Raw genomic sequence first — 20,800 nt, 5'->3', positions numbered from 1 at the left:
TATCGTTCTAGTGCGTGCTCCCTTGCCAGGCAAGGAGTGCCTCCTCTGACCTTAATGTTTGGGTTACCAGCTTGTAAATCGCGCAATCTGCAACACAGTCTTGCGATTTTTTGAACTCTCCGTTGCCCCATCTGGTCGGTTGCAGCCAGGGGTCGCTTATGAAGCTGTGAATAAGGTCACATATTGGTGGGTGGTGATGCTGCACCATGCCTCCTTTTGCCATCATCAGGAGTCTCTTATGCGTCTTTCCCGTTCTGCCCTGTTGCTCTGCTCCCTGCTGGCCGGTGCTGCGCTGCAACCGGCGTTGGCCGATACCGCTGCCCAAGGCACCACGGTGGCCGTGCTGGCCCATCAAGCCCCCATCCATTGGGTGTCGGTCGAGCAGGTCGCAGCCAGCCTCGCGGCCACCAAGCCGACAGCGGTGGGGTTTGATATCGATGACACCTTGCTGTTCTCGAGCCCGGGTTTTTATCGGGGCAAACAGGAGTTCTCTCCCAAGGATGAAAGCTATCTGAAGAATCCGGCGTTCTGGGAGAAGATGAACAACGGTTGGGATGATTTCAGCATTCCCAAAGAGGCGGCCCGCGCCCTGATTGATCTGCACTTAAAACGTGGTGACAAGATCTATTTCATCACCGGCCGTAGCCAGACCAAAACCGAGACCGTGACGGCCACCTTGCAAAAGGACTTCGCTATTCCGAAGGCTGCACTCAATCCGGTTATCTTTGCCGGTGATAAACCGGGCCAGAATACCAAGGTGCAGTGGCTCAAAGACAAGGGCATCACCCTCTACTACGGTGACTCCGACGGCGATATCAAGGCCGCCCGTGAAGTGGGCGCTCGTGGTGTTCGTCTGCTGCGGGCCGCCAACTCCACCTACAAACCGCTGCCGCAGGCCGGTGCGCTTGGCGAAGAGGTGCTGGTCGACTCGCAATACTGATGCGCCGCAAATGAAAAGAGGGATGCCAATGGCATCCCTCTTTAGTGTGGTGGCTGCTTACAGCACGTCTTCCAGCTCGCTGCGCAGATACTGGAACAGCTCGCGATAGGCCGCGGGCGGCTTGTTCTGCTCACGCTCTTTTTGTACCGAGCGCAGCAGTTGGCGCAGTTTTTGTCTGTCGAGGTCGTGGAACTGACCGAGCAGCTCATTGAGCGCTTCATCGCCTTCGCTGATCAGACGCTCACGCCACTGCTCCAGCCGGTGCTGGCGGGCATTGGCGGTCGCGTGGCGGTTTTTGATGATGGAGAGTGCTTCGGCAATCGGCTCCACATCGCGGCTGCGCATCAAGCGGCCGATAAACTGCAGGTGGCGGCGATACGCTTCGTTCTTCTTTGGCTTGAGCTTGTGGGCCATGGCCACGGCGTCGGCCAGCTCTTCGTCGAGCGGCACCTTTTCGAGTTCGCTGGGCTTGAGGTCGACAATCTCTTCCCCCATCGCCTGCAACGCCTCGGCATCACGCTTGAGCTGGCTCTTGCTGGGGCCCCAGTCTTCCCACTCGTCATGCTGGTCGTCGTTAAAATGGCTCATTGATTCTTGGTCCTGTGATGTTCTTCGCACGGGTTGGCCGATATGTTACCAGCTTCTCCCGCCCTTTGCTGGGCTCTGTTATGCTAGTGACTTTTCACCTATCAGACTGGATGTATGGATCAGCAAGCGCAAATCCGCCAGGAACAGACCCAACTTGAGTCGGCAGTGGCCGACGCTCTTGAGATTGCCAAGTCGTTGGGCGCCTCTCTGGCCGAAGTCTCCATCAGCAAGCAGACCGGCCTCTCCGTCAACACCCGCGGGGGCGAGCTGGAGAGCATCGAGTTCAACAAGGACGGTGCGCTCGGGATTGCCGTCTATCGCGATGGTTGCAAGGGCTCGTCCTCTACCACGGATCTGGGTCGTGAGGCGATTCGCGCCTGCGTCGAGGCCGCCATCGAGATAGCCCGCCATACCTCACGTGATGAGGCCGCCGGACTGGCTGACCCCGAACTGCTGGCTTGGGATGCGCCGGATCTGGCGCTCTGTCATCCGGTTGATCTCGACCCGGCCGCGGGCACCGAACTGGCACTGGAGTGCGAGCGACTGGCCATGGGGCGTGATCCGCGCATCAAGCACTCCGATGGCGCAGGCTATACCAGCCATCTTGGGGTCAAGGTCTATGGCAACAGTCACGGCTTTGTGAAGGGGTATGCTGCGTCACGCCATTCACTGAGCTGCGTCTTGATTGGTGAGCAGGATGGCGAGATGCAGCGCGACTATGGCTGGAGCTGCAGCCGTCGCCGCGACGATCTCTGGAGTCCGCAGCGTATCGCTGACGAAGCGGTCGAGCGCACCCTCTCTCGTCTGGGTGGCCGCAAGATTGGCACCTGCCAGGTTCCGGTGCTGTTCCATCCCGATACCGCATCCGGTCTGTGGGGGCATTTGGTGATGGCCATCAGCGGCGGTAACCTCTATCGCAAGTCGAGCTTCCTGCTTGACCAGCTCGGCCAGATCATTTTGCCCGAATGGCTTACCATTACCGAGCATCCGCACCTCCAAGGCGGGCTGGCGAGCGCGCCGTTCGATGGAGAAGGGGTACGTACCCGCGAGCTTGACATCATCCGTGATGGCCGTCTGATGACCTGGCTGCTCACCTCTTACTCGGCGCGCAAGCTGGGGCTGACCACCACAGGTCACGCGGGCGGCATCCACAATTGGGAGGTTTCCCACAGTGGCCAGGACTTCCCGGCGCTGCTCAAGCAGATGGGCACCGGCCTGTTGGTGACCGAATTGATGGGGCAGGGGGTCAATATCGTCAATGGTGACTACTCGCGCGGCGCCTCGGGATTTTGGGTCGAAAATGGCGAGATTGCCTATCCGGTCGAAGAGATCACCATCGCCGGAAGCCTGCCCGAGATGTTCCGCCAGATCGTCGCTATCGGCAGCGATATCGACGATCGCTCCAGTCTGCGTACCGGCTCGGTGCTGATTGAAAATATGAAGCTGGCCGGCCACTGAGTCTGCGGGCAATAAAAACGGCGCCATAAGGCGCCGTTTTTTATGAGTACAAGGATTACTCCTTGATCCGCTCGATGCGGCCACCCAGGCCTTGCAGCTTCTGCTCGATGTTCTCGTAGCCACGGTCGATGTGGTAGATGCGATCGACGATGGTGATCCCCTCGGCCACAAAGCCGGCCAGTACCAGACTGGCGGAGGCGCGAAGATCAGTGGCCATTACCTGGGCACCTTTGAGCTGCTCGGCATCACGGCAGATGGCCACGTTGCCCTGCAGTTCGATGTCCGCACCCATGCGCACCAGCTCGGGAACGTGCATAAAGCGGTTTTCGAAGATGGTCTCGGTGATCATGCCGGTGCCCTTGGCCACCGCATTGAGCACGGTGAACTGGGCCTGCATGTCGGTGGGGAACGCCGGATATGGTGCAGTCTTGATGGTGACCGGCTTGAGAGTACGGCCGGTCATGTCCAGGCTGATCCAGTCCTGACCCTTCTCAATCAGGGCGCCGGCCTCTTCGAGTTTCACCAGCACCGCTTCCAGCAGCGTCGGATCGGTGTTGCGGCAGACAATCTTGCCGCCGGTCACTGCTGCGCCCACCAGGAACGTTCCGGTTTCGATACGGTCCGGTTGTACGGTGTAGCTACCGCCGTGCAGACGCTCGACCCCGTCGATGATCAGGGTGTCAGTGCCGATGCCCTGGATCTTGGCGCCGAGAGTGTTGAGGAAGTTGGCAAGATCGACCACTTCCGGCTCACGGGCGGCGTTTTCAATCACGGTGCGGCCATCAGCCAGCGTGGCGGCCATCATCAGGTTTTCGGTACCGGTCACGGAGACCATGTCCATCAGAATGTGGGCGCCCTTGAGGCGGCCATCCACGCGCGCCTTGATATAGCCCTCTTCGATGGTGATCTTGGCACCCATCAATTCGAGACCGTGCACGTGCAGGTTGACCGGACGGGCACCGATGGCGCAACCACCCGGCAGTGAGACGTCAGCCGCGCCAAAACGGGCAGCCAGCGGACCGAGCGCCAGAATGGAGGCGCGCATGGTCTTGACCAGCTCGTAAGGGGCGACGTGGTTGTTAACGGCACCGGTCAGTACGGTGACATTGCCATTGACCTTAGTGGACGCGCCGAGCAGTTCCAGCAGTTTGATGGTGGTCGCCACGTCTTTGAGACGCGGTACGTTGGAGAGGATCACCTCTTCATCACACAGCAGGGTCGCAAACAGGATCGGCAGGGCGGCGTTCTTGGCGCCGGAGATGGTCACCTCACCATTGAGGGAACAACGACCATCGATTTTAAATTTGTCCATTTCTCAGGTTACCAATCAGGAGGGCAGCAAAAATTTACGTTCACGCTTCCACTCGGCTTCGGTAAAAGCCTTGATGGAGAGGGCGTGGATTTCATTGGCGGCGATTTTATCCATCAGCGGGGCATAAATCGCCTGTTGTTTCTTGACTCGGCTCATACCATCGAACATGTCACTGACTGCAATCACCTGATAGTGGCTGCCATCACCTTTGACATGCACTTCGGTCAACGCCAGAGCGTCTCGCAGCAGAGCTTCGATTTCAGAGACGTGCATAGTCATCCTTACGATTCGATAGAAAAGAGGTCGGCCACGCCATAGAGGGTGGCCAACTGGGTAAAGTCGGCGGGAACTGACGTGAGGCGAGCGGGTGCTCCGCGCTCACCTGCTGCCAGTGCCCATTTGACCATTAGCGCGACGCCAGCCGAGTCGAGGCTGGTGACAGCAGCAAGATCCATACTGTCATCCTGCAACCAGCTATCACGCTGTTGCCACAGCTCGCGGACCTGTTGGCTCTGCAAGTCGCCGCTCAGTTTCATTTGTCCAGCACCAGCGGCTTGGCGTTGTGCTCTTGCAGCTGTTTGATGACTGCATCGATGCCATTTTGACGAATAAGGCCGCCCAGCTCGCTCTGCTTGGCAGAGAGCAGGCTGATGCGTTCGGCCACCATGTCGAAGGCTTTCCACTGGCCGGTCTTGCTATTTTTACGCAGTTTGAACTCCAGCATGATGTCCGGCTTGCCGGCTTCCTTGACAGTCAGATTGACCGAGGTGATATCACCGGAGATGGCGCGGGTCGGCTCGACCTGCACGGTCTGCTTGTCGTAATGAGCCAGTGCGTTGGCATAGGAGCTGATCATGTACTCGGTAAACGCCTGCACGAAGTCATCGCGCTGCTCCGCAGTGGTCTGCTTGATCTGGTTACCAATCACCTTGAAGGCCGCGAAGCGGGTGTCGATGTAGGGCAGCAGCTCTTCACGGATGATGGTACGCAGATGGTCCGGATTCTTCTTGATCTCACTCTGATCCGACTTGAGGCGGGCAAAGGTCTTGTTCGCCGCGGTTTGCACCAGCGAGAAGGGGTCCGCCGGATAATCGTCAGCCCGGGCCACCAGTGAGAAAATCAGGCCAGCGACAACGCCGAGGGCCAGCAGCATTTTTTTCAACATCTCTTTACTCCTTACTGCCTTCAGACTTGCTGTAGAGGAACTTGCCAATCAGGTCCTCCAGTACAATGGCCGACTTGGTATCACCCACGGTGTCGCCATTTTTGAGCTCTTTGGTCCCCATCTCTTCGTCGCTAAACCCCGGGGTCAGGCCAACATACTGCTCGCCGAGCAGGCCAGAGGTGAGGATCGAAAGGGTGCTGGTTTCAGAGAATTCTCCGGCCGACTTCTGCATCTCCATGGTCACCAGCGGTACCTGGCTCTTGGCATCCAGGCCAATCTGGGTGACTCGACCGACGACCACGCCACCTACTTTGACCGGTGAGCGCACTTTCAGGCCGCCGATATTATCGAAATGGGCGTAGATGGTATAGGTTTCCCCTTCGCTCTTGAAGTTGATTCCTGCCACCTGCAGAGCCAGCGCCAGGATGGCACCGATGCCGGCCAGCATAAAACTGCCTACCATAAACTCTGTTTTGCTGAACTTCATCGTTTACCTTATCCAAACATGAGTACGGTGAGTACGAAATCCAGGCCAAGCACGGCCAGGGATGAGTGGACCACGGTGCGAGTGGTCGCTTGGCTGATCCCGGCCGAGGTGGGGCGGGCATTATAGCCGTTAAAAAGCGCAATCCAGGTCACTACAATGGCAAAAATCAGGCTTTTGGTGGCGCCTTGCATGATGTCTTCCTGCCAGTCTACAGCCGCCTGCATGGCTGACCAGAAACCGCCTTCGTCAACGCCGAGCCAGTCAACGCCCACCAGCTTGCCGCCGATGATGCCGATCAGACTGAACATGCACGCCAGCAGCGGCATACTGATGACACCGGCCCAGAATCGAGGTGCAACGACCCGGCGCAGAGGATCGACTGCCATCATCTCCAGGCTGGACAGCTGCTCGGTGGCCTTCATCAGACCGATCTCGGCGGTCAGGGCCGAGCCAGCTCGGCCGGCAAACAGCAGCGCCGTGACCACTGGCCCCAATTCGCGCAGCAGCGACAAGGAGACCAGTGGTCCCAGACTCTGCACCGCGCCGAAATCTTTCAGTACATTAAAGCCCTGCAGTGAGAGCACCATGCCGATAAACAGACCGGAAACCAGCATGATGGCGACCGACTGCACACCGATGACATACAGCTGCTGCACCAGCAGTGGAAAGTGTTTGCGCGGCTCTGGCCGGCCACACAGGGCATGAAACAGCATGATGCCGGCTCGCCCGATGGCAGTGATAAAGCGCACCCCGCGCTGGCCCAGCAGGCCAATCAAATCAATCAACATCAGAGATCCTGTAACAGGGGGCCGGCCGGGAAATGGAAAGGCACCGGGCCGTCCGGCAGACCATTGAGAAACTGTGCCACCTCGGGATTCTCTTCGCGCCTAAGTTGATCAGGCGTGCCGTGGGCTACCACCTTGCGGTTGGCAATGATGTAGGCATAGTCGGCGATGGTCATTACTTCGGTCACATCGTGAGTCACGATGACCGAGGTGATGCCCAGCGCATCGTTCAGCTCCCTGATGAGCTTTACCAGTACTCCCATGGTGATGGGGTCCTGGCCGACAAACGGTTCGTCATACATGATGAGATCTGGGTCGAGGGCAATAGCGCGCGCCAGTGCTGCCCGGCGGGCCATCCCGCCCGAAAGCTGGGAGGGCATCAGGTTGGCAGCGCCGCGTAGCCCGACAGCTTCGAGTTTCATCATCACAATGGTGTGGATGAGCGCTTCCGGCAGGCCGGAGTGCTCGCGCAGCGGAAACGCCACGTTGTCAAATACGGTCATGCCGGTAAACAGCGCGCCGCTTTGAAACAGCATGCTCATGCGCTTGCGCACTTCATACAGCCGGCTGCGCGACAAGGTGGGAACATCTTCCCCATCAAACAGAACCTGGCCGGAAGTTGGCTTAAGCTGGCCACCGATAAGCCGCAGCAGCGTGGTCTTGCCGATGCCGCTCGGGCCCATGATAGCGGTCACCTTGCCACGAGGCAGGTTCATGCTGATGCCGTCATAGAGCAGGCGATCGCCATGACTGAAGGTCAGATCCTTGATGGTAATCAGGTCGGGACTCAATGCGCATCCATCCAATTGTGATGAGGGGCAAATTTTAGGGGCTAGTCTAGAGCGAAGCAACGACCAGGAACAACTGTCCGGCAGGAGAGCCGCTCATTATTACGACAATTTCCTGTCGTGAAAAGTGCTTTTCGACACCCTAACACCGTTGCAATTCGCCAACAGGGGCAGAGTTTTTTATAATCCCGCAGCTTAATCCTCTACGGAGCCCGATGAACCATGTCTGAAGTGAGCCACAAGGTGCCTGTGATGTCCCGTTTTTGTCAGAGTGCCCGTCAGGTGCTGGAAGTTGAACAGCAGGCGATTGCTGGCTTGTTCGCATACCTTGACGAGGCGTTTGACCGCGCCTGTGAAATGATTCTGCATTGCGGTGGCAAGATAGTGGTCACCGGCATGGGCAAGTCCGGTCATATCGGCAGCAAGATTGCCGCTACCCTGGCCAGCACCGGTACGCCGGCCTTTTTCCTGCATCCGGGCGAAGCCAGTCATGGCGACCTTGGCATGATCTCGGAAGGGGATCTCATCATCGCGATCTCCAACTCTGGCGAGAGTGACGAAATTCTGGCCCTGTTGCCGGTGCTCAAACGCCGTGGCATTCCGCTTATCTGCATGACCGGCAATCCGGCCTCGACCATGGCGCGGGAAGCCAACGTGCATCTGTGCATTCGTGTCGAACGTGAAGCCTGTCCGCTGGGCTTGGCGCCGACCTCCAGCACCACGGCAACGTTGGTGATGGGAGATGCTCTTGCCGTTGCGCTGCTTGAGGCGCGCGGCTTCACGGCTGATGATTTTGCGCTTTCCCATCCGGGTGGCTCCCTTGGTAAGCGCTTGCTGCTGCGGGTGAGCGATATTATGCACGCTGGTGAGCAGTTGCCCCTGGTGGCAATCGATGCCACCATCAGCGAAGCCTTGCTGGAGGTGAGCCGCAAGGGGCTTGGCATGACCGCCATCGTAACGGCTGATGGCGCGCTGGCCGGCTTGTTCACCGATGGCGACCTGCGCCGGATCCTGGATCAGCAGGTGGATATCCACCACACACCGATCAGTCAGGTCATGACGGCCAACTGTGTTACCGTAGGGCCGGAGATGATGGCAGCAGAAGCCGTCAAACTGATGGAAACCCGCAAGATTAACGGGTTACTGGTGGTGGATGCTGCACGTCGACCACTGGGTGCGTTCAATATGCATGATCTGCTCAGAGCGAGAGTGATTTGATGTCCTCTGTGATGACGCTGTATGGCGCCGTGCCGGCGACCGTACTGCAACGAGCTGCCGCCATTCGGCTGCTGATTTGCGACGTGGATGGCGTGCTCTCCAACGGCCTTATTTACCTTGGCAATAACGGTGAAGAGTTCAAGACCTTCTGTACTCGTGATGGCGCGGGCATGAAGGCGGTGATGAAGGCGGGTGTCGATATAGGGGTCATCACCGGCCGCAATTCCCGGATTGTCAGTGACCGGATGCAAAATCTGGGCGTGCGTCATCTGGTGCAAGGGGCCGATGACAAGCTGCCGCACTTTGAGCAGCTGCTGGCCAAACTGGGACTCAGCGCTGAGCAGGCGGCTTACATTGGTGATGACACCATCGATCTGCCCGTGATGCGGGCCTGTGGTCTGGGCATCGCGGTGGCGGATGCGCATCCGCTGGTGGTGCGTGAGGCGGATTATGTCACCCGCATTGGTGGCGGCTTTGGCGCGGTTCGCGAAGTGTGTGATCTGCTGCTGCAAGCGCGTGGATTACTGCCGTCAGAAGGGGAGGCATCGGTATGAACCGTCAGACCCTGATGTTTGGCCTGCTGTTTCTGGCTGCGCTGGCGTGCTGGCAAGTGCTTGACGAAAAGCCCCAAGCACCGGATAACGCCAAGAAAGAGCACTTTCAGCCCGATTTTGTGGCGCAAAATGTGGTGACCCGTGAGTTTGACAGCAATGGCCGTCTGACCCGTCACCTTGAGAGCCGTTTTACCGAGTATTTTCGTTCTATCGACATGGCCCAGTTACAGGAGCCCCGACTAACTCTTTACAACCAGCAAGGCATTCCCGAGTGGAAAATCAGTGCCAAAGAGGGGGTCTGGAACGTCGGTGACAACGCGGTACTGCGTAACGATATTCATGTGGATGGGTTGTTGCCTGATGCCATGGTGCGCACCATCGATACCAGTTATCTGGAGCTCGATCTCAACAGCAAGGATGTGCGCAGCAACAGCAAGGTCATCGCGAAAGGTGATCTGGTGCAGACCGAAGGGGTCGGGCTGAAGGGCAATCTCGACAAACGCTATTTTGAATTACTGGAACAGAGTCATGCGATCTATTTCAATCAAAAACGCTAATCTGGCCCTGTTGGGCATTCTTTTCTGCGCTACGGTGCAGGCCAAGCAGTCCGACTTCTCCGAGCCGGTCTACGTGGATGCCGTGACCCAGACTGCAGAGTTGCAGGATAACCGCCTGACCTTTAATAAAGATGTGACCATCAATCAGGGTACTATCCGCATCAAGGCAGAGAAGGTGGTGGTGATTCGTTCTGGTGAAAAGGGAAGCGACGTGATGACCGCTTATGGCAAGCCGGCCACCTTCTTCCAGATCCTCGACAATGGCAAGCCGGTGAATGCTCACGGTGATACCATCCGCTATGAGCTTAAGAAAAAGCTGGTCACCATTACCGGTAATGCCGAGCTCAAGCAGGATGATAGCCAGATCAATGGCGACGTGATCCGCTACGACATCGTCAAGCAGAAGATGGTTGCCGAGGGTAATCAGCAGAACTCCCGCGTTAAGAGTGTCTTCCTGCCCGATCAGGTGCAAAGCTTTGACAAGCCGGCCGGTGAGCAAGGCTCCACCGGCAAGAAGGAATAACCCCATGGCAGTATTGAAAGCGACCGGCTTGCAGAAAAGTTACAAGGCGCGCCAGGTAGTCAGTGATGTCAGCCTGGAAGTGGGCACCGGCCAGATCGTTGGCTTGCTCGGCCCCAACGGGGCGGGCAAGACCACCTCGTTTTACATGATTGTCGGTCTGGTGCAGCGTGATGCCGGGACCATCACCATCGATGAGCGTGACATCAGTGCCCTACCGATGCATGAGCGTGCCCGCAACGGCATCGGTTATCTGCCTCAGGAAGCATCTATTTTCCGCCGTCTGACCGTCTATGAAAATCTGATGGGGGTGATGGAGACGCGCAAACTCAGCCGCAGTGAACGTCATGAACAGGTCGAGCAACTGCTTGAGGAGTTCAATATTACCCATATTCGTGACAGTCTGGGGCAGAGCCTCTCCGGTGGTGAGCGGCGTCGGGTAGAGATTGCCCGCGCTTTGGCGGCCGATCCGCGCTTTATCCTGCTGGATGAGCCGTTTGCCGGGGTGGACCCCATCTCCGTGATTGACATCAAGAAGATAATCCAGCATCTCAAGGATCGTGGGCTGGGTGTCTTGATCACCGACCACAATGTCAGAGAGACTCTGGATGTGTGCGAAAAGGCCTATATCGTCAGCCACGGCAAGATGATCGCGGAGGGAACTCCGGAAGAAATTCTTGTCGATGAGCAGGTCAAGCGCGTCTATCTGGGCGATCAATTCAGTCTATAGTAAGGGTGAAGCCCTGGGCCTGAGTGCTGCATATAAGGACATTCCAACGTAGATGAAGCCGACTCTTCAGTTGCGTCTGGGTCAATCACTGACCATGACGCCACAACTACAACAAGCTATCCGTCTACTCCAGCTCTCTTCTCTGGAACTTCAGCAAGAAATCCAGCAGGTGCTCGAGAGCAACCCGCTGCTGGAGCAAGAGGAGAGCGAATCGGACGATGCGTCGCTCGACCAGATCCCGGATGTGAGCCAAATGGACAGCTCCGAGGCCATGTCGCAGGAGCAGATGCCGGATGATTTGCCGGTCGATACCACCTGGGACGAAGTTTACTCGGCCGGAACGGCCCAGTTGGCGGCGCCGAGTTTTGATGGTGAGGATGCGGTGTATCAGGGGGAAACCACCGAAACACTGCAAGACTATCTGCTGTGGCAGATGCGTCTGACCCCTTTTTCTGATCTCGATGCCGCCATTGCGCTTGCCATCATCGATGCGGTGGACGAGTCCGGCTATTTGACCGTTTCGCTCGAGGATATTCTGACTGCGGTCAACTCCGAAGAGTCACCGGTTGAGATGGATGAAGTCGAAGCCGTGCTCAAGCGCGTTCAGCATTTCGATCCCATCGGTGTCGCCGCTCGCTCGGTACAAGAGTGTTTGCTGATCCAGCTTGGACAGTTTGACCCCTCGGTGCCCTGGCTAAAAGAGGCGGTTGAAGTCGTGACCGAGCACATGGACTTGCTGGGGGCACGCGACTACCGCACCCTGGCGCGCAAGACCAAACTGCGCGAAAGTGACCTCAAAGAGGTGCTGGATCTGATCCAGCAACTCGAGCCACGCCCCGGGAACAGTGTCGTTCACTCCGAATCCCAATACGTGATCCCCGATGTGTCGGTGGTCAAAAAGGGTCATCGCTGGGTTGTCGAGCTCAATCCTGACTCAGCCCCCCGCATCCGTGTCAACGAGACCTACGCCGCCATGGCGCGCCAGGCTCGCAATAGCTCGGATACCCAGTTTATCCGGTCTCACCTGCAGGAGGCGCGCTGGTTCATCAAGAGCCTGGAGAGCCGCAATGATACCCTGCTCAAGGTGGCCAACTGCATCGTGGAACAGCAGCAAGCCTTCTTCGAATATGGTGAAGAGGCGATGAAGCCCATGGTGCTCAATGACATCGCCGAGGCGGTCGAGATGCACGAGTCGACCATCTCTCGGGTGACAACCCAGAAGTACATGCATACGCCGCGTGGGATCTTCGAGCTGAAATATTTCTTCTCGAGCCACGTCAATACAGAGGGAGGGGGAGAGTGCTCATCGACCGCCATCCGCGCCTTGATCAAGAAACTGGTGACGGCCGAAAACCCAGCCAAGCCGCTCAGTGACAGCAAGATCACTGACCTTTTGGCTGAACAGGGTATCATGGTGGCTCGCCGGACCATCGCCAAGTATCGCGAGTCCCTGTTGATCCCACCATCCAATCAGCGCAAACGCCTGGTTTAGGCAAAACATAAGGAAGACGTTATGCAAATCAATCTGACTGGACACCATGTAGAAATCACCGAAGCACTGCGTGATTACGTCACAAGCAAGTTTGCCAAGCTAGAGCGTCATTTCGACCATATTAATAACGTGCATGTGGTCCTGAACGTCGAGAAGCTCAACCAGATCGCCGAAGCCAAACTTCACATCAATGGTGGAGAAGTGTTTGCCAACTCCGAGCATGCTGACATGTATGCCGCCATCGATACCCTGATCGACAAGCTAGATCGTCAGATCATCAAGCACAAAGACAAGCTGCAGCAGAAATAACATGCAACTGGAACTCATTCTGAGCAGGGACTGCACGCGCAGTGCAGTCCCTTGTAGTAGCAAAAAACGGGCGCTGGAGCTGATTAGCGAGCTAGCCGCCGACCACCTTGGCACCTCACGCCAGACACTGTTTGAGTGTCTGCTGGCACGGGAAAAAATGGGCAGCACCGGTATCGGTGGTGGCATCGCCATTCCCCATGGCCGTATCAATGATCAGTTCCCTCCAACCGCCGTCCTGCTGACGTTTGCCGAGCCCATCTCCTTTGATGCGGTTGATAATCAACCTGTCGATCTGCTATTTGCCCTGTTGGTTCCGGAAAGTGAATGCAAACAGCACCTTAAAACCCTCTCGTTGATGGCGTCGCGGCTGGCTGATAAAGCGGTGTGCCGTCAGTTGCGTCAGGCAACCAGCGACGAAGAGCTCTACCAGATCATGACTTCTGCCTGACGTCGCTTGTGGTCACTTCGGGAGGCATCATGCAACTTATCATCGTCAGCGGACGCTCCGGCTCAGGTAAAACCGTGGCACTGCGGGTCCTTGAGGACCTTGGCTATTACTGCGTCGACAATCTGCCGGTCAATCTGCTGCCCCAGCTAATAGTGGCGGTGGAAGGGCAGTATGATCGGCTGGCGGTCAGCATTGATGTGCGCAACCTCCCTGACGATCCGGAGCGACTCGAAGCGCTGCTTCATCAAGTGCGTAACGAAGGGCGGGTACAGTTCACCAGCTTCTTTTTCGACGCCGACAACAGCACGCTGCTCAAGCGCTATGGTGAAAGCCGGCGCTTACATCCCCTGTCACGCAAACAGCTGACACTGGATGAGGCGATTCGTGAAGAGACTAATCTGCTGGCTCCACTCTCTTCAACCGCCGATCTGCATATCGATACCACCACGCTGAGCATTCATGATCTCAGTGAGCTCATCAAAACCCGTGTACTCGGTAAAAAAGAGAGCGAGTTGGTGGTGGTTATGGAATCGTTCGGGTTTAAATATGGCATCTCGAAGGATGCTGATTTCGTGTTTGACGCCCGTTTTTTGCCCAATCCGCACTGGATCGCCGAGCTAAAACCCCTGACCGGCCTCGATCAGCCAGTGATGGACTATCTGGCCAGCCAGCAGGACGTGATGCTGTTTATCCAGCAGATTGAGACCATGCTCACCACTTGGTTGCCTCATCTTGAGCGCAATAACCGCAGTTATCTGACGGTCGCCATTGGCTGTACCGGCGGACAGCACCGTTCTGTGTTTATTGCGGAGCGGCTCGCAGCAGCATTCCGTGCTTTAGGTAAAAATGTCCAGCTACGCCATCGCACGCTGGAAAAGAGCGCTCATTAAAGGAGTTGTCATGACGCTGCACGCATCGGTTGAGGTCAAAAACAAGTTGGGTATGCATGCTCGTCCCGCCATGATGCTCTATGAGCTGGTGCAAAAATTCGACGCCCAGGTGCTGCTGCGCAACGAAGCCGGTGATGAAGCTGAGGCCAACAGCATTATCGCTATGTTAATGCTCGAGTCGGCGCAAGGTGGCCACGTGGATGTCATCGTTGATGGGCCACAGGAAACCCAGGCACTGCAGGCAGTGGTTGAACTCTTTGCCAACGGTTTTGACGAAGAGTAACGATTTATGAAACGAAAAACGGCTGGCGTGTGCCAGCCGTTTTCGTTTAGTGCGTTTGCCCGGGATTAGCGCTGCGGATAGCGCATATCCTCTTCGATGGTCACCGGCAGATCTATGGTTTTACCGTCTCTGACCAGGGTAAATGTCAGCTTGCTTCCCGGCCGGGTTTCGACGATCTGATCCATGGCACTACGGATACTTTTGATGGCCGCGCCGTTGATTTTCAGCAGCACATCGCCGCGCTGCATGCCGGCTTTGCTGGCGGGCCCCGACGGGTCAAGGCTTTCCACCACCAGACCCTGCAAATCGCCCAGCTTCATCATGCGGGCAACCAGCGGATTGATCTCGATGCTGGAGATACCGAGATAGCCGCGAATCACCCGGCCGTTTCGGATCAGCTCGTCCATGATGCGCTTGGCCAGCTTGTAAGGGATGGCAAAGCTGATGCCGTAGCTCTCCTGATTGCCATCAATGTGATACGCCGCAGTATTGATGCCCACCAGATCGCCCCGGGTGTTGACCAAGGCGCCGCCCGAGTTGCCGGCATTGATAGCGGCATCGGTCTGCAGCAGGTCCTGGCGGCCATTACTTTCCGGCCCCATGCTAGAGAGCCCAATACGCCCGGTAGCGCTGATAATGCCTTGGGTGATGGTCTGGCCCACGTTGTAGGGGTTGCCGATAGCAAGCACCACATCACCGACTTCTGGCTGGTTATCGGTATTTTGTGGAATAACCGGCAGAGCATCGGCCTCAATGGAAAGCACTGCCAGATCGGTCAGCTTGTCAGTGCCCACCAGCTCGGCGGTAAAGATGCGCCCATCCTGTAGGGCCACGATGATCTGGTCCGCTTCGGCAATCACATGGTAGTTAGTCAGGATATGTCCGCGCTCGCTCATGATGACGCCAGAGCCCAGCCCTTGCGGCCGTAATTCGGTCTGGTTGTTATCAGAGCGGCTGAAACTGCGGGTATAGATATTCACGACCGCCGGTCCGGCCCGGTTGGCAGCGTAGGCAAAGCTCAGATCGCGCCCGGACGTATTGGTCAGCGGCGCGCCCCCCCTTAGACTGGGAAAAAGCAGCAGCAGAAACAGGGCAAGTGTCAGCCCAAAGCCGATGGCTTTACCCAAGTAGCTGAGAAAAGGCGATATTTTCATATTATGTCGGTCCGAATTTTGCGCAGCGAGAGCATAGCACTATCCCCTGATACTGCGCAAAAATAAGCCGCAGACAGGCTGCGGCTTATCGATGGGCTAAAACAGGACGGATTAGCGGATAACCAGATAGAGCGAGGCGTCGCCACGCTGGATATTGAGTGCCAGCACGTCTGACTTGGTCTTGAGCACCTTGGTCAGCTCTTCCAGATTATTCACCCGCACCCGGTTCACCCCGATAATAATGTCACCCTTCTGCAGGCCGGTTGCCGCAGCCGGGGAGTTATCCTTGATCTCACTGATTGCAACGCCGCTGACCGGGTCGGTGACAGTGCTGAGCTTGGCCCCTTCCAGCGCCGGATTGAGCACGCTGGCGCGCACATCGGTGTCGTCGGCACGTTTGAGTGTGACGGCAACATCCATTGGCTTGCTATCGCGGATCAGACCCAGCTTGACTTGCTTGCCGGCGCCCATGGTGGCGATCTTGGCTCGCAACTCACCAAAGGAGCGGATCTCCTTGCCGTCGATGCTAACGATAATGTCGCCAGCCTTGATGCCCGCCTTCTCGGCGGCCGACCCCGGCATAACCTGGTTGACGAACGCACCGTACTGCTTGTCATAGCCGAAGGTCTTGGCGATGTCGGAGGTAAGCTCAGTGCCCTGGATACCCAGTTGGCCACGACGTACTTCGCCAAATTTGACAATCTGGTCGGTCAGGTCGCGCACCATGTTGGAGGGAATCGCAAAACCGATACCGATATTGCCGCCGTTGGGGCCAAGAATCGCGGTGTTGATACCGATCAGCTCGCCCTTGAGGTTAATCAGCGCTCCGCCCGAGTTCCCCGAGTTGATGGCTGCATCAGTCTGGATGAAGTTTTCGAAATTCTCGATATTCAGGCCGCTGCGACCGAGCGCAGAGACGATACCCGAGGTGACAGTCTGACCCAAACCAAACGGGTTGCCGATAGCGACCGCGTAATCACCGACGCGCAGTTGGTCAGAGTCGGCAATAGCAATCTGCACCAGGTTGTCTGCCTTGATTTGCAGCAGCGCGATATCGGATTGTTTGTCCTCGCCAATCTTCTTGGCTTTGAATTCGCGGCCATCTTTCAGGCTTACTTTGATCTCATCCGCCTCATGCACCACGTGGGCATTGGTGATGACATAGCCTTTCTTGGCATCCACGATGACCCCGGAGCCCAGAGCCTGGAACGGTTGTTCCTGCACCTGCTCTTCTGGCATATCGGGGCCAAAGAAGTAACGGAACGGCTCGGGCAGACGCTGGCGAGTGATCTTCTTGCCAGAGACGGAAATGTTAACGACCGCCGGAGTGACCTGCTCAATCATCGGAGCAAGGCTCGGCATCTGACTGTTGTCACTGCTACCAAACAAGGAAGGCAACGAGGCGTAGGAGGGGGCAGCAAAAAGAGCCATTCCGACGCTTAAGGCAACTACGCTGAGCAAAGAGGACGATTTACGCATAATAAAGACTGCTCCCGAAGAAAAAACAACGCTGTACGCCATGGTGAGACCACGGCGACAGGCAAGAAGTTCAATCAGTCCTGGTTGGCTGTTTTGAGCAGACCGGAAGAGCCGGCATAGTCACGCGGCGGAAAATCGGGTTCTTTGACCGGGGCCGGAGCGTCGGCTTGGGGAATGCTCTTGAACAGTTCACTGTTTTTAGCCAGGAACTTGCTCTGATCTGCCATGTGGCGATAGAGCTCCTGATACTGCTCAGCCATTTGTTCCATCAGGGCTGCACTGTCTGCAAAGTGGCTGGAGATCTGATTCTGGTATTGAGCCAGCTCCTGATTGGCCTTCTTCAGATCCTGCTCCAGGCGACCGGCATCACGGCTCCTGACACTGAGACGACCGACGATAAAGCCCAGAATCAGGGCAATGATGGCCAGTCCAACTGCACTCATAAGACTCATAGAAGCTCCTTGTACAACCATTCAAGCAAGCAAAACCGGTCGTTCTGCTCTTAGTGAAACTATACCTTGCCCGTGGGGGGCGTGGTACCATTTTGTCCCATATTCAGGGACTTGGATGCACCATCAGGATGACACCTCAACAGCGCTATCAGCAGGAGCTGGCCCGAACCGGCTACACCAGTGATCCGGCGCAGGCTGCGGCCGTGACCGAGCTGGAACGACTCTATCAGGAATTGTTAAGTCGTCCGACTCCGACCAGACGACGCTGGTGGTCACTGGCGCCCAAAACGCCAAAGAGTGCTCCCGCCGGAATCTATATGTGGGGTGGGGTTGGCCGTGGCAAAACCTGGCTGATGGATCTTTTTTTCGAGTCGCTGCCTGGGTCACGCAAAGTGCGCATGCATTTTCACCGTTTCATGCTGCGGGTCCATGCAGAGCTCAAGGCGCTGGCAGGTACACCCGATCCACTCAACGTCCTGGCCAAGCAGTTGTCCGGTGAAACCGACATCATCTGTTTTGACGAATTTTTCGTTTCGGACATCACCGATGCCATGCTGCTCGGGACGCTCTTTCAGGCGCTGTTTGCTAATGGGGTGGTGCTGGTCGCCACCTCGAACGTGCCGCCCGCCGAGCTTTATCGAAACGGCTTGCAGCGCGCCCGTTTTCTGCCAGCCATCGAGCAGATTGAGCGTCACTGCCGGGTGATCAATGTCGACAGCGGTGTGGACTATCGTCTGCGCACCTTGCAGCAGGCTGAAATTTATCACTGCCCGCTGGATGAAAAGGCCGAGCAGAATCTGCGTCACTATTTTACCAGTTTGAGTGGCAGCCAGCCGCAAAGCAGCGAGCTAACGGTGCAAGGGCGGCAGATCGCCGTGCTGGGGCAGCAGGACGGAGTTCTGTATGCCGACTTTGCCGCGCTCTGCTGCACGCCACGCTCCCAGAGCGACTACGTCGAGTTATCTCACTGCTACCACACCGTGCTGCTTGCCAATGTTCAGCCTATGGGGGCGGGGAGCGATGACGCGGCCCGCCGCTTTATCGCCATGGTGGACGAGTTTTACGAGCGGCACGTCAAACTCATCATTTCTGCGGCGGTCCCGATGGGAGCCTTGTATAGCCAAGGGCTGCTCAATTTCGAGTTTGCACGCTGTCTGTCACGACTGCAGGAGATGCAATCGCACGAATACCTTGCCAGAGAGCACCTTCCTTAGTCACAATATCGCGCCTGCCAGTCGGATGGGCATCTGCGGCAGGTAGGGCCGGGCGAGATTCCAAGATTTCATGGGCAGTGAAATTGAGGGGTGATATTTGAGGCAACTTCACTTATAATCGCCCGGCCCACGTTACAAGCTGTCAATTAGGCAGCACTCTTTAAGGTCTTACTTGTATTCGAAGGGGTACAGGTAGGCTATCGTTTGTTGTTTGTGGGTGAGCCCCCACAAGCAATTGGGTCTGTAACAGGTAATTGGGTTTAACTTAATGAAAACTTTCGTTGCCAAGCCAGAAACCGTAAAGCGTGACTGGTATGTTGTTGACGCAGAAGGCAAGACTCTGGGTCGTATCGCCACTGAGATCGCTGCCCGTCTGCGCGGTAAGCACAAAGCCGAGTACACTCCGCACGTTGACACCGGTGATTACATCATCGTTATCAACGCTGAGAAGGTTCATGTAACCGGTAAGAAGACTACCGACAAGATGTACCATGCCCACTCCGGTTTCCCGGGCGGTATCAAGTCCATCAGCTTTGAAAAGCTGATTCAGCGTAAGCCGGAAATGGTTATCGAAGCTGCCGTCAAGGGCATGCTGCCGAAGGGTCCGCTGGGCCGTGCCATGTTCCGTAAGCTGAAAGTTTACGCTGGCGCCGAGCACAACCACGCTGCTCAGCAACCTCAAGTACTGGATATCTAATCGGGAACTGGCAACATGGCAGAAAATCAATACTACGGTACCGGCCGTCGCAAGAGCTCCACTGCACGCGTTTTCATCAAGGCAGGCAGCGGTAACATCGTCATCAACCAACGCTCTCTGGAGCAGTACTTCGGCCGTCCGACCGCTCGCATGGTCGTTCGTCAGCCGCTGGAACTGGTTGAAATGACCGATAAGCTGGATCTGTACATCACCGTTAACGGTGGTGGCATCTCCGGCCAAGCTGGTGCGATCCGTCACGGTATCACCCGTGCTCTGATGCAGTATGACGAGACTCTGCGCTCTGAACTGCGTAAAGCTGGCTTTGTTACTCGCGACGCCCGTAAGGTTGAGCGTAAGAAAGTCGGTCTGCACAAAGCTCGTAAGCGTCCGCAATACTCCAAGCGTTAATTCGCTTTGGTTGCGAACCCTTCGCGGGTTTCAAAAAGCCTGGCTTCGGCCGGGCTTTTTCATTTTTATCTCTCTGATCTACTTGAACTGTAAGGTTCAACGGTACGATTTCAGCTTTTTGGCGCAAGATCCCAAAAACACCTCCGCTTTTATCTTTTTCTTAATAATTCCGCGATTTTTGTGTGACAATTATACACCGTGAGACCGCCATGATTGCCACATGGATACGGTGGTATGGAAGCAGAATAATGCGCGGGATGAACATGGGAGAGCCTCTGGATGAGCAATGCGCCAGCTGATAGCAGTCGTCGCAGATTTCTGACTTGGTCAACGGTGGCCGTTGGCGGGATTGGAGCTGCATTTACCGCTGTACCCTTTATCAAATCATGGAATCCGAGTGCCAAGGCCAAGGCGGCTGGCGCTCCGGTCGAAGTGGATATCAGCAAACTCGAACCCGGACAGCTGATCCGGGTTGAGTGGCGTGGCAAGCCAGTGTGGGTGGTCAATCGCACCAAGGCCATGCTGGACGGACTGGCCACTCATGACACTGTTCTGCGCGATCCCCACTCGGAAGAGCCGCAGCAGCCGGACTATGCCCAGAATGTGCACCGCTCTATCAAGCCGGAAATCTTTGTGGCGGTTGGTATTTGCACTCATTTGGGCTGTTCGCCCACCTTCCTGCCGGACAACTTTGGCGAACAGGTGGAAGGAGTTACGTCCGGTTTCTTCTGCCCTTGCCACGGCTCCAAATTCGACATGGCCGGGCGGGTATTCCAAGGGGTGCCGGCACCGCTCAATCTGGTTATTCCCCCCTACCAGTTTATTAACGACACCACCCTATTGGTGGGTGACGACGGCAAGGAGGCCTGATC

At 56.7% G+C, this 20,800-nt stretch carries 27 protein-coding genes; 16 read left to right on the top strand and 11 right to left on the bottom strand.

From position 1 onward, the window contains the following. Positions 1-238: 238 nt before the first annotated feature. Entirely contained in the window at positions 239-940 is a 702-nt protein-coding gene (gene aphA, locus BW958_RS07110) for an acid phosphatase AphA (protein WP_083687262.1), read from the top strand. Positions 941-997: 57 nt separating this feature from the next. Here aphA and yjgA read toward each other — a convergent pair whose 3' ends face one another. Further along, entirely contained in the window at positions 998-1,528 is a 531-nt protein-coding gene (gene yjgA / locus BW958_RS07105; RefSeq protein WP_076575025.1) for a ribosome biogenesis factor YjgA, read from the bottom strand. Positions 1,529-1,642: 114 nt separating this feature from the next. On the opposite strand from yjgA, the gene pmbA reads away from it, so the two are divergent. Next, positions 1,643-2,986, top strand: a complete 1,344-nt coding sequence (gene pmbA / locus BW958_RS07100; protein WP_076575024.1) for a metalloprotease PmbA — start codon at positions 1,643-1,645, stop codon at positions 2,984-2,986. 55 nt (positions 2,987-3,041) lie between these two features. On the opposite strand, the gene murA is transcribed toward pmbA, so the two are convergent. The 7 genes from murA to mlaF are packed head-to-tail and all read right to left on the bottom strand — an operon-like array spanning position 3,042 to position 7,541. Then, the gene (murA, locus tag BW958_RS07095) at positions 3,042-4,298 is read right to left on the bottom strand and encodes a UDP-N-acetylglucosamine 1-carboxyvinyltransferase (RefSeq protein ID WP_076575023.1); all 1,257 of its coding nucleotides are present in this window, start codon (positions 4,296-4,298) and stop codon (positions 3,042-3,044) included. Positions 4,299-4,313: 15 nt separating this feature from the next. Next, the gene (gene ibaG, locus BW958_RS07090) at positions 4,314-4,571 is read right to left on the bottom strand and encodes a BolA family iron metabolism protein IbaG (protein WP_076575022.1); all 258 of its coding nucleotides are present in this window, start codon (positions 4,569-4,571) and stop codon (positions 4,314-4,316) included. Between the two features lie 8 nt (positions 4,572-4,579). Further along, on the bottom strand, positions 4,580-4,834 hold the full coding sequence (locus tag BW958_RS07085) for an STAS domain-containing protein (RefSeq protein WP_076575021.1): 255 nt from the start codon (positions 4,832-4,834) through the stop codon (positions 4,580-4,582). Further along, positions 4,831-5,463, bottom strand: coding sequence for a phospholipid-binding protein MlaC (mlaC, locus tag BW958_RS07080; protein WP_076575020.1), 633 nt, complete (start codon positions 5,461-5,463; stop codon positions 4,831-4,833). The genes BW958_RS07085 and mlaC overlap by 4 nt, the downstream gene beginning before the upstream one ends. A gap of 4 nt (positions 5,464-5,467) precedes the next feature. Next, the gene (gene mlaD, locus BW958_RS07075) at positions 5,468-5,950 is read right to left on the bottom strand and encodes an outer membrane lipid asymmetry maintenance protein MlaD (protein WP_076575019.1); all 483 of its coding nucleotides are present in this window, start codon (positions 5,948-5,950) and stop codon (positions 5,468-5,470) included. An 8-nt stretch (positions 5,951-5,958) separates the two neighbouring features. Further along, on the bottom strand, positions 5,959-6,738 hold the full coding sequence (gene mlaE, locus BW958_RS07070) for a lipid asymmetry maintenance ABC transporter permease subunit MlaE (RefSeq protein ID WP_076575018.1): 780 nt from the start codon (positions 6,736-6,738) through the stop codon (positions 5,959-5,961). Then, positions 6,738-7,541: a phospholipid ABC transporter ATP-binding protein MlaF gene (mlaF, locus tag BW958_RS07065; RefSeq protein WP_143233038.1), complete on the bottom strand. Its 804-nt coding sequence runs from the start codon at positions 7,539-7,541 to the stop codon at positions 6,738-6,740. The genes mlaE and mlaF overlap by 1 nt, the downstream gene beginning before the upstream one ends. A 204-nt stretch (positions 7,542-7,745) precedes the next feature. On the opposite strand from mlaF, the gene BW958_RS07060 reads away from it, so the two are divergent. The 10 genes from BW958_RS07060 to npr are packed head-to-tail and all read left to right on the top strand — an operon-like array spanning position 7,746 to position 14,524. Next, positions 7,746-8,741, top strand: a complete 996-nt coding sequence (locus BW958_RS07060; protein ID WP_083687261.1) for a KpsF/GutQ family sugar-phosphate isomerase — start codon at positions 7,746-7,748, stop codon at positions 8,739-8,741. After that, positions 8,741-9,295 (top strand): 3-deoxy-manno-octulosonate-8-phosphatase KdsC, encoded by a 555-nt coding sequence (gene kdsC / locus BW958_RS07055; RefSeq protein WP_076575016.1) that lies wholly within the window; start codon positions 8,741-8,743, stop codon positions 9,293-9,295. The genes BW958_RS07060 and kdsC overlap by 1 nt, the downstream gene beginning before the upstream one ends. Beyond that, on the top strand, positions 9,292-9,852 hold the full coding sequence (lptC, locus tag BW958_RS07050) for an LPS export ABC transporter periplasmic protein LptC (protein ID WP_076575015.1): 561 nt from the start codon (positions 9,292-9,294) through the stop codon (positions 9,850-9,852). Before kdsC ends, lptC begins: the two co-directional genes overlap by 4 nt. Beyond that, on the top strand, positions 9,824-10,375 hold the full coding sequence (gene lptA, locus BW958_RS07045) for a lipopolysaccharide transport periplasmic protein LptA (protein ID WP_179078826.1): 552 nt from the start codon (positions 9,824-9,826) through the stop codon (positions 10,373-10,375). Before lptC ends, lptA begins: the two co-directional genes overlap by 29 nt. A 4-nt stretch (positions 10,376-10,379) precedes the next feature. Beyond that, positions 10,380-11,102 (top strand): LPS export ABC transporter ATP-binding protein, encoded by a 723-nt coding sequence (gene lptB, locus BW958_RS07040; RefSeq protein WP_076575014.1) that lies wholly within the window; start codon positions 10,380-10,382, stop codon positions 11,100-11,102. Between the two features lie 52 nt (positions 11,103-11,154). After that, complete coding sequence (locus tag BW958_RS07035; RefSeq protein WP_076575013.1) at positions 11,155-12,594, top strand: RNA polymerase factor sigma-54; 1,440 nt, start codon at positions 11,155-11,157, stop codon at positions 12,592-12,594. A gap of 21 nt (positions 12,595-12,615) precedes the next feature. After that, positions 12,616-12,903: a ribosome hibernation promoting factor gene (gene hpf, locus BW958_RS07030; RefSeq protein ID WP_076575012.1), complete on the top strand. Its 288-nt coding sequence runs from the start codon at positions 12,616-12,618 to the stop codon at positions 12,901-12,903. A gap of 1 nt (position 12,904) precedes the next feature. Continuing rightward, positions 12,905-13,351, top strand: a complete 447-nt coding sequence (ptsN, locus tag BW958_RS07025; RefSeq protein ID WP_076575011.1) for a PTS IIA-like nitrogen regulatory protein PtsN — start codon at positions 12,905-12,907, stop codon at positions 13,349-13,351. Between the two features lie 29 nt (positions 13,352-13,380). Beyond that, positions 13,381-14,241 (top strand): RNase adapter RapZ, encoded by an 861-nt coding sequence (gene rapZ, locus BW958_RS07020; protein ID WP_076575010.1) that lies wholly within the window; start codon positions 13,381-13,383, stop codon positions 14,239-14,241. Between the two features lie 10 nt (positions 14,242-14,251). Then, a complete protein-coding gene (gene npr, locus BW958_RS07015; RefSeq protein WP_076575009.1) occupies positions 14,252-14,524 on the top strand; it encodes a PTS phosphocarrier protein NPr in 273 nt (90 codons plus the stop codon). A gap of 65 nt (positions 14,525-14,589) precedes the next feature. On the opposite strand, the gene degS is transcribed toward npr, so the two are convergent. The 3 genes from degS to BW958_RS07000 form a co-directional block, all read right to left on the bottom strand. After that, on the bottom strand, positions 14,590-15,678 hold the full coding sequence (degS, locus tag BW958_RS07010) for an outer membrane-stress sensor serine endopeptidase DegS (protein WP_076575008.1): 1,089 nt from the start codon (positions 15,676-15,678) through the stop codon (positions 14,590-14,592). A gap of 111 nt (positions 15,679-15,789) precedes the next feature. Then, complete coding sequence (locus tag BW958_RS07005; RefSeq protein WP_076575007.1) at positions 15,790-17,157, bottom strand: Do family serine endopeptidase; 1,368 nt, start codon at positions 17,155-17,157, stop codon at positions 15,790-15,792. 74 nt (positions 17,158-17,231) lie between these two features. Then, positions 17,232-17,609, bottom strand: a complete 378-nt coding sequence (locus BW958_RS07000; RefSeq protein ID WP_076575006.1) for a Z-ring associated ZapG family protein — start codon at positions 17,607-17,609, stop codon at positions 17,232-17,234. A gap of 128 nt (positions 17,610-17,737) precedes the next feature. Between BW958_RS07000 and zapE the strand changes: the two genes are divergently transcribed. The 4 genes from zapE (at position 17,738) to petA (ending at position 20,798) form a co-directional block, all read left to right on the top strand. Then, positions 17,738-18,823, top strand: coding sequence for a cell division protein ZapE (gene zapE / locus BW958_RS06995; RefSeq protein ID WP_076575005.1), 1,086 nt, complete (start codon positions 17,738-17,740; stop codon positions 18,821-18,823). 268 nt (positions 18,824-19,091) lie between these two features. Next, complete coding sequence (gene rplM, locus BW958_RS06990) at positions 19,092-19,520, top strand: 50S ribosomal protein L13 (RefSeq protein ID WP_076575004.1); 429 nt, start codon at positions 19,092-19,094, stop codon at positions 19,518-19,520. Positions 19,521-19,535: 15 nt separating this feature from the next. Continuing rightward, positions 19,536-19,928 carry a 30S ribosomal protein S9 gene (gene rpsI / locus BW958_RS06985; RefSeq protein ID WP_076575003.1) on the top strand — a complete coding sequence of 131 codons (393 nt, stop codon included), beginning with the start codon at positions 19,536-19,538 and terminating at the stop codon, positions 19,926-19,928. A 279-nt stretch (positions 19,929-20,207) separates the two neighbouring features. After that, the gene (gene petA, locus BW958_RS06980; RefSeq protein WP_076575002.1) at positions 20,208-20,798 is read left to right on the top strand and encodes a ubiquinol-cytochrome c reductase iron-sulfur subunit; all 591 of its coding nucleotides are present in this window, start codon (positions 20,208-20,210) and stop codon (positions 20,796-20,798) included. Positions 20,799-20,800 lie beyond the last annotated feature (2 nt).

This window comes from Aeromonas sp. RU39B, from assembly GCF_900156095.1.
In the GTDB taxonomy this organism is placed as follows: domain Bacteria; phylum Pseudomonadota; class Gammaproteobacteria; order Enterobacterales; family Aeromonadaceae; genus Aeromonas.
This window is presented reverse-complemented; position numbering and strand designations above follow the sequence as displayed.

Excerpts from the sequence above, each read along its gene's own strand:
- lptA (WP_179078826.1), top strand. The coding sequence starts at position 9,824 with ATGCGATCTATTTCAATCAAAAACGCTAATCTGGCCCTGTTGGGCATT.
- mlaC (WP_076575020.1), bottom strand. The coding sequence starts at position 5,463 with ATGTTGAAAAAAATGCTGCTGGCCCTCGGCGTTGTCGCTGGCCTGATT.
- rapZ (WP_076575010.1), top strand. The coding sequence starts at position 13,381 with ATGCAACTTATCATCGTCAGCGGACGCTCCGGCTCAGGTAAAACCGTG.
- BW958_RS07035 (WP_076575013.1), top strand. The coding sequence starts at position 11,155 with ATGAAGCCGACTCTTCAGTTGCGTCTGGGTCAATCACTGACCATGACG.
- kdsC (WP_076575016.1), top strand. The coding sequence starts at position 8,741 with ATGTCCTCTGTGATGACGCTGTATGGCGCCGTGCCGGCGACCGTACTG.
- zapE (WP_076575005.1), top strand. The coding sequence starts at position 17,738 with ATGACACCTCAACAGCGCTATCAGCAGGAGCTGGCCCGAACCGGCTAC.
- pmbA (WP_076575024.1), top strand. The coding sequence starts at position 1,643 with ATGGATCAGCAAGCGCAAATCCGCCAGGAACAGACCCAACTTGAGTCG.
- hpf (WP_076575012.1), top strand. The coding sequence starts at position 12,616 with ATGCAAATCAATCTGACTGGACACCATGTAGAAATCACCGAAGCACTG.
- BW958_RS07060 (WP_083687261.1), top strand. The coding sequence starts at position 7,746 with ATGTCTGAAGTGAGCCACAAGGTGCCTGTGATGTCCCGTTTTTGTCAG.
- BW958_RS07085 (WP_076575021.1), bottom strand. The coding sequence starts at position 4,834 with ATGAAACTGAGCGGCGACTTGCAGAGCCAACAGGTCCGCGAGCTGTGG.
- mlaE (WP_076575018.1), bottom strand. The coding sequence starts at position 6,738 with ATGTTGATTGATTTGATTGGCCTGCTGGGCCAGCGCGGGGTGCGCTTT.
- lptB (WP_076575014.1), top strand. The coding sequence starts at position 10,380 with ATGGCAGTATTGAAAGCGACCGGCTTGCAGAAAAGTTACAAGGCGCGC.
- mlaD (WP_076575019.1), bottom strand. The coding sequence starts at position 5,950 with ATGAAGTTCAGCAAAACAGAGTTTATGGTAGGCAGTTTTATGCTGGCC.
- degS (WP_076575008.1), bottom strand. The coding sequence starts at position 15,678 with ATGAAAATATCGCCTTTTCTCAGCTACTTGGGTAAAGCCATCGGCTTT.
- aphA (WP_083687262.1), top strand. The coding sequence starts at position 239 with ATGCGTCTTTCCCGTTCTGCCCTGTTGCTCTGCTCCCTGCTGGCCGGT.
- yjgA (WP_076575025.1), bottom strand. The coding sequence starts at position 1,528 with ATGAGCCATTTTAACGACGACCAGCATGACGAGTGGGAAGACTGGGGC.
- BW958_RS07000 (WP_076575006.1), bottom strand. The coding sequence starts at position 17,609 with ATGAGTCTTATGAGTGCAGTTGGACTGGCCATCATTGCCCTGATTCTG.
- BW958_RS07005 (WP_076575007.1), bottom strand. The coding sequence starts at position 17,157 with ATGCGTAAATCGTCCTCTTTGCTCAGCGTAGTTGCCTTAAGCGTCGGA.
- lptC (WP_076575015.1), top strand. The coding sequence starts at position 9,292 with ATGAACCGTCAGACCCTGATGTTTGGCCTGCTGTTTCTGGCTGCGCTG.
- ptsN (WP_076575011.1), top strand. The coding sequence starts at position 12,905 with ATGCAACTGGAACTCATTCTGAGCAGGGACTGCACGCGCAGTGCAGTC.
- murA (WP_076575023.1), bottom strand. The coding sequence starts at position 4,298 with ATGGACAAATTTAAAATCGATGGTCGTTGTTCCCTCAATGGTGAGGTG.
- rplM (WP_076575004.1), top strand. The coding sequence starts at position 19,092 with ATGAAAACTTTCGTTGCCAAGCCAGAAACCGTAAAGCGTGACTGGTAT.
- ibaG (WP_076575022.1), bottom strand. The coding sequence starts at position 4,571 with ATGCACGTCTCTGAAATCGAAGCTCTGCTGCGAGACGCTCTGGCGTTG.
- petA (WP_076575002.1), top strand. The coding sequence starts at position 20,208 with ATGAGCAATGCGCCAGCTGATAGCAGTCGTCGCAGATTTCTGACTTGG.
- npr (WP_076575009.1), top strand. The coding sequence starts at position 14,252 with ATGACGCTGCACGCATCGGTTGAGGTCAAAAACAAGTTGGGTATGCAT.
- rpsI (WP_076575003.1), top strand. The coding sequence starts at position 19,536 with ATGGCAGAAAATCAATACTACGGTACCGGCCGTCGCAAGAGCTCCACT.